The organism is Rhodoplanes azumiensis, assembly GCF_042682915.1.
In the GTDB taxonomy this organism is placed as follows: domain Bacteria; phylum Pseudomonadota; class Alphaproteobacteria; order Rhizobiales; family Xanthobacteraceae; genus Rhodoplanes; species Rhodoplanes azumiensis.
Window position 1 is genome coordinate 44,825 of record NZ_JBHUIW010000024.1, and the last position, 12,130, is coordinate 56,954.

The window sequence follows — 12,130 nt, forward strand, 5'->3', positions numbered from 1 at the left end:
CGGCCGCGCCGCCCGTCTCGCTTGTCAAATCGGTCCGGTTTTGCTCGATTGCGGCGACCGTGCCGCGGCGCGGCGCGATAGGCGGCGCAGCGCCGCGGGGCCCGAGGGAAAGCCGATGATTCCGTTCTTCGTGCAGATCAAGTGCAACCTCGGCAAGTCGTACCAGGTCGCCAACCAGCTCGCGGACGCCGAGATCGCTTCCGAGATCTACTCCACGGCCGGCGACTACGATCTCCTGGTGAAGTTCTACGTCGAGCCGGGCACCGACATCGGCCACTTCGTCAACGAGAAGGTGCAGACGATCCCGGGCATCGTCGACACCAAGACGATCATCACGTTCAAGGCGTTCTGAGCCGCGCCGCGCTCACGCGGCGTCGTCGGGCTTCGCCGGCTCGTCGGGCTTCGCCGCCTTGCGGCGCTGGGCGGCGAGGCGACGCTCGCGCCAGATGACGAACAGGCCCGACAGCACCACGATGCCGGCCCCCGCATAGGCCCAGCCGGTCGGGATCTCGCCGAACACGACCCAGCCGATCAGGAAGGCGAACAAGAGCGCCAGATAGTCGAACGGCGCCATCACGGAGGCGGGCGCGTAGCGGTAACTTTCGGTGAGCAGAAGATGCGACGCACCGCCGAGGAGCCCGACGCCGATCAGCGCGACGAGCTGCGGCAGCGACGGCGTGATCCACACGAAGGGCAGCACGACACCGCCCGCGATCGTGCAGATCAGCGAGAAGTAGAAGACGATCGACGAGGTCGTCTCGCTGTCGGTCAGGCGACGCGTCTGGATCACCGCGAAGGCGTTCGAGAAGGCGGAGGCGACCGCGCACATCGCCCCGACCGTCGCCGCTGCCGAGGCCGCCGTGACGAGCCGTCCGAGCCCGAGATAGGGCCACAGCATCACCACGACGCCGACGAAGCCGACCCCGACCGCCGTCCAGCGATAGGCCCGCACCCGCTCGGAGAGCACGATCGCCGCGAGCGCGACCGTGATCAACGGCGCCGCGAACGTGATCGCGGTCGCGTCGACCAGCGGCAGCCGCTGCAGCGCGGCGAAGTTGAGGAACATGCCGGCCACCCCGATGCTGCCGCGACCGACATGGCCGAGCAACCGGCTGGTGCGCACCGCCGCGCCGATCTCGTTCCGGGCCGCGTAGAGGGCGATGATCAGGACCAGCGCGAACAGGCTGCGGAAGAACACCACCTGGCCGAGCGGAATCCCGGCCTCGCCGAGATAACGGACCAGCGCCGACATCACCGCGAACAGCAACACCGAGACGATCTTGACCAGAATGGCGGCGTGCAGGCTCATACCAGCAGCCTCGGACTCCGACCCGTCATCCCGAGGTGCTCGCGAAGCGAGCCTCGAAGGATGCTGCCCCTGCACGGGCCGTCATCCTTCGAGGCCCGGCGTGGCCGGGCACTACAGGCCCGGCGCGGCCGGGCACCGCAGGGTGACGGAGACCGTCGGACTCGTTGGCCGTGGAGATCATGGGTGGGGGCGGGTGGCGACGCGACGCGGGCCTCCCTTGTCGCACGGTCCTCGGGTTCCGAAAACAACTCATGGCGCGAGGCGGATGTGCGGGGCCGACGCGAGAGGCGCCGTCGTGCTCCGCGATTGCGAAGGCTTTGCAGAGTTCGTCATTCCGGGGCGCCGCGAAGCGGCGAGCCCGGAATCCATACCCCCGGTGTCGTGGCCTACGAGAGACAGGGGTTATGGGTTCCGGGCTCCGGCCTTCGGCCGGCCCCGGAACGACGGGCCTGTCACTTCCGCTCCGGGCGCGGCGGGCCGTCGACCGCGGGCAGCGACTTCAGGTACTCGGCCATGGCGGCGCGGTCCTCGGGCGTGAGCTTCGCGGTGTTGCGGACCACGGCCGCCATGGTGCCGCCGACCGAGTCGCCGTCCGGCAGATCGCCGGTCTCCAGCATGTAGGCGACGTCGCCGGCCGACCACTTGGCGAGCCCCTTGCCGGTGATGTTGGGGATCCACCCCTCGCCGTCCGGGTTCGGGCCGCCGGCGAAGCGCTGCGCCTCGACGAGACCACCGAGCATGTTGCGCGGCGAGTGGCACTCGGCGCAGTGGCCGGGGCCGTTGACCAGATAGGCGCCGCGGTTCCACGCCGCCGACTTCGACGGATCGGGCCGGAACGGCCGGCCGTCGAGATGGAGCATCTTCCACAGGCCGACGGCGCGCCGCACCGAGAACGGGAACGGCAGCGCATGCTCCGGCGCCCGGCCCGCGACGGCCGGCAGCGTCCGGATATAGGCGAAAAGATCGCGAAGATCGCCCGTCTCCATGCGCTGGTAGGACGTGTAGGGGAAGGCCGGGTAGTAGTGGCGCTCGTCGGGCGAGGTGCCGTCCTGCATGGCGGAGACGAAGTCGGCCTCGCTCCAGCGACCGAGGCCGTCGGCCGGATCGGGCGAGATGTTGGGCGCGTAGAAGGTGCCGAAGGGCGAATGCAGCGGCGCGCCGCCGCCGAGCCGCGTCGGGTCGTCCTTCGACGACGCGTGGCACGAGGCGCAGCCGCCGGCGAAGAACATCGCGCGGCCGTTGTCGAGGTTCGGCGTGTGCGGACCGAGCGAGGTCGCGGCGACGCGGGTCGGCTCGGTGAGGACGAAGAACACCGCGACGCCGGTCCCCAGGACCAGCGCCGCGGCGATCGCGAGGATGCGCAGACGGCGCACCGGCGATCAGCCCTTCTTGGCCCGGTAGAGCTCGTGGCAGCCGGAACAGGTCTGGCCGATGGCCCCGACCGCCTCCTTCAGCCCGTCGAGGCTCTTGGCCTTCGGCGCGTTGGCGACGATCTCGGCCTTCATCTTGGCGAGGCGGGCGTCGAAGTCGGCCTTGTTCTCGAACGCCTTGGCATTGGCGAAGTAATCGGCCTCCGGCGACTGGCCCCGCGCGTTCGGCGGATAGAGGGTCTGCAGCTTCTCGGCCGATTCGAGCAGAACTTTCATGGCCGCATCGACCTTGGCCTGATCGTAGGCCATGCGGCCGCGAGCCATGCTGTTGAGCGTCGCGTAGAAGGCTTCGCCCTGCTCGTACATCAGCATGGCCCGTTCGCGCACGACGTCGGCCTGGCCGAGGGCTGTGCTCAGCCCCAGCCCGAGCACGGCAGCGGCAAGGATCAGACGCTTCGTCATGAGGTCTCCTGCTTGGTGTGATCGAAGTCGTTCGACACCGGCGGGGAGCCGGCCCGGGCGATACGCCGACCGTGCGGCGGCCCGGGCACGAGGTGTACTGACAAATACGTACCGTGGCACGACAGGGCGTTCCAGCCTCGGATCACGACTTCGCGACGGTGTCTTGATGACGCAGGGGCCGGACCGTGGCGTCACGGCCGCAGTGGCGTCCCCCTCGGAGCATCACAGCGTGTGCATGCGCGCGGGGTCACGCAGCGACGCCCAGATCGCCTGCGGACTCGCCGGCATGTCGATCTCGCGGATGCGATGGGCGCGCCACAGGGCGTCGACCACGGCGTTGATCACGGCCGGGGCCGCCCCGATGGTGCCGGCCTCGCCGGCCCCCTTCACGCCGAGCGGATTGGCGGTGCAGCGCACGTTGCGGGTCTCGAACGTGAAGGCGGGAAGATCGCCGGCGCGCGGCAGGGCGTAGTCCTGCAGCGTCGCGGTGACGAGCTGGCCCGAATCCGAATCGTAGACGGTGTTCTCGAGCAGCGCCTGGCCGATGCCCTGCGCCGCGCCGCCGTGGATCTGGCCTTCCAGCAGCAGCGGATTGAGGGTCGTGCCGACGTCGTCGACGATGACGTAGCGGACGATCTCGACCGCGCCGGTCTCCGGATCGATCTCGACCTCGGCCAGGTGGGTGCCGTTCGGATAGGTCGCGGCGGTGGGGCGGAACGTGTCGGCGACGGTGAGACGCGCGGGGGTCGCGGCAGGCGCCGTCGCCACGCCGGCGAAGCTGATCGTGCGGTCGGTGCCGGCGATGCGCACCACGCCGTCGGCGAGTTCGATGTCGGCCGGTGCAGCCTCCAGCGCGTCGGCCGCGATGGCCTTGACGACCTCGGCGAGCTTCCGGGCGGCGCCGTCGAGGGCGACGCCGCCGCACGGGATCGAGCTCGAGCCGCCCGTGCCGGCGCCGGTCGCGATCGCGTCGGTGTCGCCCTGAACGACCCGCACCCGCGACGGCGGCAGGCCGAGATGCTCGGCCACGATCTGGGCGTAGGCGGTCGCGTGGCCCTGCCCGGTCGATTGCGACCCGATCAGCACGGTGACGACGCCGTCGCGGTCGAGCCGCAGGGTCGCGGTCTCCGGCCCGACCGTGCCGCAGGCCTCCACATAGGTGGCGAGCGCGATTCCGCGCAGCTTGCCACGATGGCGCGCGATCGCGGCGCGATGCGCGAAGCCCGTCCAGTCGGCGATCTCCTGGGCGCGCGCCATGTGGGCGGCGAAGTCGCCGGAGTCGTAGACCTTGCCGGTCGCGGTCGTGTAGGGCATCGCGCCCGGCGCGACGAAGTTCTTGCGCCGCAGCGCGTCCGGCGCGACGCCGAGGTCGCGCGCCGCGGTGTCGACCAGCCGCTCGATCACGTAGGCCGCCTCCGGCCTCCCCGCCCCGCGATAGGCATCGACCGGCACCGTGTTGGTGTGGACGCCGCGGATGCGCACATGACACGCCGGCAGCGCGTAGACGCCCGGCAGCAGGCCGGCGCCGGCGAACGGGATGTAGGGCGCGAAGCAGGAGAGATACGCGCCCATGTCGCAGATCATGTCGACGTCGAGCGCGAGGAACCGGTGATCGCGATCGAGCGCCAGCCGCGCCGTCGTCACGTTGGCGCGACCGTGGCTGTCGCCGACGAAGTGGTCGGCGCGGTCGGCGACCCAGCTCACCGTGCGGCCGAGCCGCTCCGCCGCGACGGCGGCGAGCGCGTATTCGCGATACGGAAACAGTTTCGTCCCGAAGCCGCCGCCGACATCCGGCGTGATCACCCGCAGCCGTTCGGGCGGGATGCGCAGCACCTGGCCGGCCAGGATGTCGCGCACCGTGTGCGAGCCCTGGCTGCCGAGCGTCAACGTGATGCGGCCGTCGGCGCGGTCGATCGAGGCCGTGACGGCGCGGGTGTCCATGTAGTTGGCGACGAGGCGCTGATTGACGAGCTTCAACTCGACGACGTGCGCCGCCTGCGCGAACGCCCTCGCGGTCGCCTCGGCGTCGCCCAGCGTCTGTGTGTAGGCGACGTTGCCGGTGCGGCCCGGCCACACCGGAGGCGCATCCGCCGCCACGGCCGCGGCGGGATCGACGACGTGCGGCAGCGGCTCCCAGTCGACGACGATCGCCTCGGCGGCGTCGCGGGCGCGATCGAGCGTGTCGGCGACCACGAAGGCGACGGCGTCGCCGACATGGCGGACGACGTCGCCGACCAGCACCGGGCACGGCGACGGTGCGACCGAAACGCCGCGCGGAATCCCGAGACACGGCAGCGGCCCGAGATCGGCGACGTCGTCCGCGGTCAGGATCAGGCGCACGCCCCGCATCGCCCTGGCCGCGGCCGTGTCGATCGCCCGGATGCGGGCATGGGCGTGCGGGGCGCGCAGCACGACGGCGCGCAGCGCGTCACCCGGCACGAGGTCCGCCACGTAGCGCCCGGCGCCGCACAGGAAGGCTTGGTCCTCGCTTCGGGTGACGGCCTGCGACAGTCCGAACTTCATCATGGAATCCCCGCCTGCGTCCGCGACGCCAGATTGTATCCCATACGGGCCGTGATAGGGTGCGGATCAATGCCGGACGCCCCCGGTCACGCGCACGCGGACACGTCGTTTCGGAGGGTTACATGCATCCCGTCGCATCCGAGCACCGGCCCCGGCGTTTCGTCGCATGCGGTCTCGCCGCGGCGCTCTCGATCCTCGTCGTCCCCACCGCCGTCGCCCAGGCTCCGGGCGGGACCGCCGCCGATCCGCCCGCGGCGACGGCGCCGGCCGCCGCCGATCCGGCGCCAGGTCCGGCCGCCGGCCCCGACAAGAAGGCGGCGAAGAGCAAGACCCGCAAGGCGAAGCGCAGCCAGGCGGCGTCCGAGCAGCAGGCGATCCGGCGCGCCAAGCAGTACCTGCCGCCCGAGTACCACCAGTATCTCGGCGGTGGCGGCGGCACTGGAGGCGGCTACGGCGGCTACGGGCGCTGAGGTTCGCGCGAGAAGGTTTCGTGTCCCGGGCGCGGCGCAACGCCGCGAACCGTGATCCTGGGCGACGCATTGAAGCGCGGGCCTGCCGCCCCTGGGCCTGGGCTCGGCGGTGAATCAAGCCTTCGGCCTGCCGCGCCTTGCCCGGGGCATGCTATCGAAAACCGGGAGACGCCCGAAGCTCGACCGGCGGATCACTCCGCCGGCTGGCCGCTGGGCGTGCCGTGCGGAGCGGACGCCTCGCGGCGCCCGCCGGTCAGGCCGGACAGCCAGCTTCCCACCACGTAGAAGGCCGGCGTGAAGATCAGGCCGAACGTGGTGACGCCGATCATCCCCGAGAACACCGCGGTGCCGAGCGCCTGGCGCAACTCGGCGCCGGCGCCGGTCGCCCACACCAGCGGCACCACGCCGAGGATGAAGGCGAGCGACGTCATCAGGATCGGCCGCAGGCGCAACCGCGCCGCCTCGACGGCGGCGGCCCGGCGGTCGCGGCCCTCGTCCTCGAGCTGGCGGGCGAACTCGACGATCAGGATCGCGTTCTTGGCCGCCAGTCCGATGAGCACGACGAAGCCGACCTGGGTGAGGATGTTGTTGTCCTGGCCGCGCAGGATGACGCCCGTGATCGCCGCGACCAGGCACATCGGCACGATCATGATGACGGCGAGCGGCAGCGTCAGGCTCTCGTACTGGGCGGCGAGCACCAGGAACACGAACACGACGCCGAGCCCGAAGGCGAACAGCGCGGTGTCGCCCGCCTTGAGCTGCTGATAGGCGAGGCCGGTCCACTCGTAGCCGATGCCGGGCGGCAGCGTCTCGGCGGCGAGCTTCTCCATGATGGCGATCGCCTGCCCCTGCGAGGTGCCGGGCGCGGAATCGCCGTCGAGCTCGGCGGCCGGATAGAGGTTGTAGCGCGGCACCCGGTAGGGTCCGGAGATGTCGCGCACCGTGGTGAACGAGCCGATCGGCACGGTCTCGCCGCGCGAGTTCTTCACCCGCAGGGCGAGCACGTCCTTGGCCTCCAGGCGATGCTCGGCATCGGCCTGCGCCTGCACCCGGAAGGTGCGGCCGAACAGGTTGAAGTCGTTGACGTAGGACGACCCGATATAGACCTGCAGGGTGCTGAACACGTCGGCCATGTTGACGCCGAGGAGCTGCGCCTTGGTGCGGTCGATGTCGAGATAGAGCTGCGGCGTCGAGGTCTCGAACAGCGAGTAGACCTGCTTGAGGCCCGGCGTCTGCGCGGCGCGGCCCATCATGGCGTAGACGGCACCGAGCAGCGCCTGCGAGCCGACGCCGTCGCGGTCCTGCACCATCATGCGGTAGCCGCCCGCGTTGCCGATGCCCTGCACGGGCGGCGGCAGCACGACGACCATGAAGGCGTCCTGGATGGCGGCGAGTTTGCGGAACAGCGCGGTCTGGATGCCGGTCGCGCTCTTGGCCGGATCGTCGACCCGCTTCTCGAACGGCTCGAGGATCAGGAACATGGCGCCGGCATTGGGGGCGTTGGTGAAGGTCGCGCCCGAGAAGCCGACGATGTTGATGGCGTGGCCGACGCCGGGCGTCTCCAGCGCCAGGTCGGCGGCGCGCTTCATCACCGCATCGGTCCGCTGCAGCGAGGCGCCCGGCGGCAGCTGCGCGGCGACGATCAGGTAGCCGCGATCCTGCTGCGGAATGAATCCGCGCGGCGTGTGGCTGAACTCGTTGAGGCCGAAGGCGAGCACGCCCGCGTAGGCGAGCAGCATCAGCACGGTGAGGCGGACGACCCGGCCGGCGAGCCAGGCGTAGCCGTTCGCGACCGCGTCGAAGCCACGGTTGAACAGGCGGAAGAAGCCGTGGACGGGCTTCTCGAACCAGCGCTCGTGGTGGCGCGGGTCGTGCGGCTTGAGGAGCAGCGCGCACAGCGCCGGCGACAGCGTCAGCGAGACGAGCAGCGAGATCAGGGTCGAGCCCGCGATGGTGAGCGCGAACTGCTGGTAGAACTGCCCCGAGATGCCGGTGATGAAGGCGGTCGGCACGAACACGGCGGAGAGCACGAGCGCGATGGCGACGAGCGCGCCGCCGACCTCGTCCATGGTCTTGTGGGCGGCGTCGCGCGGGCTCATCCCGGTCGAGATGTTGCGCTCGACGTTCTCGACCACGACGATCGCGTCGTCGACCACGATGCCGATCGCCAGCACCAGGCCGAACAGCGACAGGTTGTTGAGCGAGAAGCCGAACAGGCTCATCACGAAGAACGTGCCGACGAGCGAGATCGGAATCGCCAGGATCGGGATGACGGCGGCCCGCCAGGTCTGCAGGAACAGGATCACGACGAGCACGACCAGGATGGCCGCCTCGAAGATCGTCTCGACCACGGCGCGCACCGACTCGGCGATGAACAAGGTCGGATTGTAGATGATGGCGTGCTTGACGCCCTGCGGGAAGCCGGGGGCGAGGCGCTCCATGGTGGCGACGACGCCTTGGCCCGTGGTCAGCGCGTTCGAGCCCGGACGCTGGAACACGCCGAGCGCAACGGAAGGCTGGCGATCGAGATAGGAGGTCGAGGAGTAGTCCTGCGCGGTCAGCTCGACGCGGCCGATGTCCTTGATGCGGACGACGGCCGTCTCGGTCTGCTTGACCACGACGTTGGCGAACTCGACCGGGTCGGACAGGCGGCCGAGCGTGCGCACCGCGACCTGGAAGGCGAGCTGCTCGGGCACCGGCGGCTGGTTGAGCACACCCGACGCGACCTGGATGTTCTGCGCCTGCAGGGCCGCCGTGACGTCCTGGGCCGTAAGGTTGAGCGACTGCAGCCGGTCGGGATCGAGCCAGATCTGCATCGCGTAGTCGCGGCTGCCGAACACCGTGATCGAGCCGACGCCGTCGACGCGCGACAGCACGTCCTTCACCTGGATGTTGGCGAAGTTGGAGATGAACAGGGTGTCGCGCGAGCTGTCGGGCGAATAGAGGTTCACCACCATCAGGATGTCGGGCGAGGCCTTGTTGACCGTCACGCCGATCTGCTGGACCTGGATGGGCAGGCGCGGCTGCGCCACCGCGACGCGGTTCTGCACCTGCACCTGGGCGATGTCGAGATTGACGCCGATGTTGAACGTCACGGCGATCGAGAAGCGGCCGTCGGCGGTCGAGTTCGAAGAGATGTAGAGCATCCCCTCGACGCCGTTGATCTGCTGCTCGATCGGCGCCACGACCGTCTCGGCGACCGTCTCGGCGCTGGCGCCCGGATACTGGCCCGTCACGTTGATGACGGGCGGGGCGATCTCCGGATACTGGGCGACGGGCAGCCGCAGATACGCGACCGCGCCCAGGATCACGATGACGATCGAGACGACCGACGCGAAGATCGGCCGCTCGATGAAAAAATGAGTGAGCTTCATCGCGGGTCGCTCACTCGGCCTTGGCCGCGCCGCCGGCCGCCGCCTGCGGACCGGCCGGAGCAGGCCCCGCGATCGGCTCCTCCTTCGGCGTCACCTTGATGCCGGGGCGCGTGCGCGCCATGCCGTTGACGATCACCAGGTCGTTCGGACCGAGGCCGTCCTTGATCACCCGCAGCTTGCCGTCGAGCTGGCCGAGGGTGACGAACTTCTGGCGCGCCGTGTTCTCGGCGTCGACCACGAACACGTATTTGCGCACCTGCTCGGAGCCGATCGCGACGTCCGGCACCATCAGGGCGGTCTGCGGCTGCGAGGCCGGCACGCGTACGCGGGCGAACATACCGGGCGTGAACAGCCCGTCCGGATTGGGCAGCACGGCGCGGCCGCGGATCGTGCCGGTGGTGCGCTCGATCACGTTGTCGACGAAGTCCATGCGGCCCTTGTGGCCGAAGTCCTTCTCGTCGATCAGCTTGAGACCGACCTCGAGGCCGCCGGCGCGGTTCGCCGGACCGTCGGTCGTCATCCGCTGGTAGCGCAGATAGGCGGCCTCGTCGTAGGTGAACTCGAAGCGGATCGGATCGTAGGTGACGATGGTGGCGAGCAGCGTCGTGGTGCCGCCGGTGCCGCCGGTGACGAGATTGCCGATCGACACGCGGCGATCGCCGATGCGGCCGGTGATCGGCGCCTTCAGCTCGGTGAACTCGAGGTCGAGGGTCGCCTGCCGCACCGCCGCCTCCTGGGCCGCGACGGACGCCTCGGCCACGCGCTTCGCCTGGGTGCGCTGATCGAAGGTCTGCTCGGTGATGGTGCGATCGCGCACCAGCTGCTGGGCACGCGACAGATCCGCCTCGGTGAAGGCGAGGTTCGCCTTGGCCTGGGCGAGGTTCGCCTTGGCCTGGTCGAGCGCCGTCTGGAACGGCCGCTTGTCGATGGTGAACAGGAGATCACCCTGCTTCACCAGCTGGCCGTCCTTGAAATGAATCTGTTCCAGATAGCCGGACACGCGCGCCCGCACCTCGACCGAGTCGACCGGCACGAAGCGGCCGACATACTCGTCGTAGTCGGTCACGGTGCGCTCCACCGGCTTCGCCACCGTCACCTGCGGGGGCGGCGGACCGCCGGCCTGCGGCTGCTTCGTCTCGCCGCCGCATCCCGCCAGAACGACAGCCGCACCGACGGCCACGAGGCGCGCCCACTTCGAACTCATGACAGCTCCGGAATGTCTAGGGACCGTCGACATCGCGCATCCTGCCGGCCTTTGTGTGGCCTGCCCGGGGAAGAAACCTAGGCGCCCACGCGATGTCTCGATGGTCTTCCATAACCGCGTGGCATCCCCATATCCGCCCGTGCCATGCAAGTAAATCGACTAAATGATCGAACCCGGAGTTCGCCATCCGATCGAACTCCCGATCGGACTCCGAGTTTTCCGTCGGCACGAGGGTATCGCAGCGTCGGTTACGATAATCTGGATTCGAGATTACAAAGCCGTAACGTCGTCGACGTCGCCGACACGAGCAACATCGCGCCGCAGGACGGCGTCAGCTCGAACGATAATTCCCGTCCGACACCGGAAAGCTCGGACGATACTGCGCTGCTCGACGCGTACTCTCGAGCCGTGACCACGGTGGTCGATCGCATCGGGCCGGCCGTGGTGCGGCTCGATGTCGTCGGCCCGCAGGGGCGCGGTGGCTCGGGATCGGGCGTGATCGTATCGCCGGACGGTCTGATCGTCACCAACCATCATGTCGTCGCGGCCGCCGCGGCGCGCCACGCCGGCCTGCGGCTCGCCGTCACCACGGCGGACGGGCTGCGGCTCGGCGCTCGCGTGGTCGGGGCCGATCCCGATACCGATCTCGCTCTGGTGCGGGTCGACGAGAACGTGCTGCTGCCCTCCGCCGCTCTCGGCGACTCGCGAAGACTGCGGCGCGGCCAGCTCGTCGTCGCGATCGGCAATCCGCTCGGCTTCGAGTCGACCGTCACGGCCGGTGTCGTGTCGGCGTTCGGGCGGTCGCTGCGCGCCGCGAACGGCCGGCTGGTCGACGACCTGATCCAGACCGACGCCGCGCTCAACCCCGGCAACTCGGGCGGGCCGCTCGTCGCCTCGCACGGCGAGGTGGTCGGAATAAACACCGCGATCATCCAGGGCGCGCAAGGCATCTGCTTCGCCATCGCGGCCAACACCGTGAAGCACGTGCTCGGCGAGCTGGTGCGGCACGGCCGGGTGCGCCGCGCCTTCATCGGCATCGCGGCCGCCCAGACCACGCTGCCGGCGCGGCTGCGACATCTCGCCGGCGTCGCCCAGGACAGTGCCGTGATGATCGCCGGCGACGAGCCGGGCAGCCCCGCGGCCGCGGCCGGGATCGTCGCCGGCGACGTCGTGCTGGCGATCGACGGCGCGCCGGTCACGGGCGCCGACGAGCTCGTCCGCGCCCTCACCGGCGAGCGGATCGGCCGCGCGCTCGCGATCGAAGTCCTGCGCGGCGGCGAGCGGCATACGGTCGCGTTGGTGCCGCTGGAGCGGCCGCCGCGGACCGCGGCCTGACGCAACCGGTGACCTGCATTGTCGGCCGACCGGGCGCCCGGCGCCACGCCTTCGGGATTGCGCACGCGGATTTGTACTACTTT

9 protein-coding genes are annotated in these 12,130 nt (G+C 70.1%); 3 read left to right on the forward strand and 6 right to left on the reverse strand.

Annotation, left to right across the window (positions count from 1 at the left end):
• Positions 1 to 115 precede the first annotated feature (115 nt).
• Positions 116 to 352, forward strand: coding sequence for an Lrp/AsnC ligand binding domain-containing protein (locus ACFSOX_RS18485; RefSeq protein WP_378479295.1), 237 nt, complete (start codon positions 116 to 118; stop codon positions 350 to 352).
• 12 nt (positions 353 to 364) lie between these two features.
• Here the strand turns inward: ACFSOX_RS18485 and ACFSOX_RS18490 are convergent, their stop codons facing one another.
• The 4 genes from ACFSOX_RS18490 to ACFSOX_RS18505 form a co-directional block, all read right to left on the reverse strand.
• A complete protein-coding gene (locus ACFSOX_RS18490) occupies positions 365 to 1,309 on the reverse strand; it encodes a DMT family transporter (protein ID WP_378479296.1) in 945 nt (314 codons plus the stop codon).
• Between the two features lie 452 nt (positions 1,310 to 1,761).
• Complete coding sequence (locus ACFSOX_RS18495) at positions 1,762 to 2,682, reverse strand: c-type cytochrome (protein ID WP_378479297.1); 921 nt, start codon at positions 2,680 to 2,682, stop codon at positions 1,762 to 1,764.
• 6 nt (positions 2,683 to 2,688) lie between these two features.
• Positions 2,689 to 3,141: a c-type cytochrome gene (locus tag ACFSOX_RS18500; protein WP_378479298.1), complete on the reverse strand. Its 453-nt coding sequence runs from the start codon at positions 3,139 to 3,141 to the stop codon at positions 2,689 to 2,691.
• A gap of 222 nt (positions 3,142 to 3,363) precedes the next feature.
• Positions 3,364 to 5,667, reverse strand: coding sequence for a xanthine dehydrogenase family protein molybdopterin-binding subunit (locus ACFSOX_RS18505; RefSeq protein WP_378479299.1), 2,304 nt, complete (start codon positions 5,665 to 5,667; stop codon positions 3,364 to 3,366).
• Positions 5,668 to 5,786: 119 nt separating this feature from the next.
• On the opposite strand from ACFSOX_RS18505, the gene ACFSOX_RS18510 reads away from it, so the two are divergent.
• Positions 5,787 to 6,134, forward strand: coding sequence for a hypothetical protein (locus ACFSOX_RS18510; protein ID WP_378479300.1), 348 nt, complete (start codon positions 5,787 to 5,789; stop codon positions 6,132 to 6,134).
• A 191-nt stretch (positions 6,135 to 6,325) separates the two neighbouring features.
• On the opposite strand, the gene ACFSOX_RS18515 is transcribed toward ACFSOX_RS18510, so the two are convergent.
• The gene (locus ACFSOX_RS18515; protein WP_378479301.1) at positions 6,326 to 9,508 is read right to left on the reverse strand and encodes an efflux RND transporter permease subunit; all 3,183 of its coding nucleotides are present in this window, start codon (positions 9,506 to 9,508) and stop codon (positions 6,326 to 6,328) included.
• A 10-nt stretch (positions 9,509 to 9,518) separates the two neighbouring features.
• A complete protein-coding gene (locus ACFSOX_RS18520) occupies positions 9,519 to 10,712 on the reverse strand; it encodes an efflux RND transporter periplasmic adaptor subunit (RefSeq protein ID WP_378479302.1) in 1,194 nt (397 codons plus the stop codon).
• 417 nt (positions 10,713 to 11,129) lie between these two features.
• Here ACFSOX_RS18520 and ACFSOX_RS18525 point away from each other — a divergent pair, with 417 nt between their 5' ends.
• The gene (locus ACFSOX_RS18525) at positions 11,130 to 12,047 is read left to right on the forward strand and encodes a S1C family serine protease (protein WP_378479303.1); all 918 of its coding nucleotides are present in this window, start codon (positions 11,130 to 11,132) and stop codon (positions 12,045 to 12,047) included.
• The last annotated feature ends 83 nt before the right edge of the window (positions 12,048 to 12,130 follow it).

Bases quoted from the DNA above. Each gene is read 5' to 3' on its own strand.
- ACFSOX_RS18500 (WP_378479298.1), bottom strand. From the start codon at position 3,141: ATGACGAAGCGTCTGATCCTTGCCGCTGCCGTGCTCGGGCTGGGGCTG.
- ACFSOX_RS18510 (WP_378479300.1), top strand. From the start codon at position 5,787: ATGCATCCCGTCGCATCCGAGCACCGGCCCCGGCGTTTCGTCGCATGC.
- ACFSOX_RS18490 (WP_378479296.1), bottom strand. From the start codon at position 1,309: ATGAGCCTGCACGCCGCCATTCTGGTCAAGATCGTCTCGGTGTTGCTG.
- ACFSOX_RS18515 (WP_378479301.1), bottom strand. From the start codon at position 9,508: ATGAAGCTCACTCATTTTTTCATCGAGCGGCCGATCTTCGCGTCGGTC.
- ACFSOX_RS18485 (WP_378479295.1), top strand. From the start codon at position 116: ATGATTCCGTTCTTCGTGCAGATCAAGTGCAACCTCGGCAAGTCGTAC.
- ACFSOX_RS18520 (WP_378479302.1), bottom strand. From the start codon at position 10,712: ATGAGTTCGAAGTGGGCGCGCCTCGTGGCCGTCGGTGCGGCTGTCGTT.
- ACFSOX_RS18505 (WP_378479299.1), bottom strand. From the start codon at position 5,667: ATGATGAAGTTCGGACTGTCGCAGGCCGTCACCCGAAGCGAGGACCAA.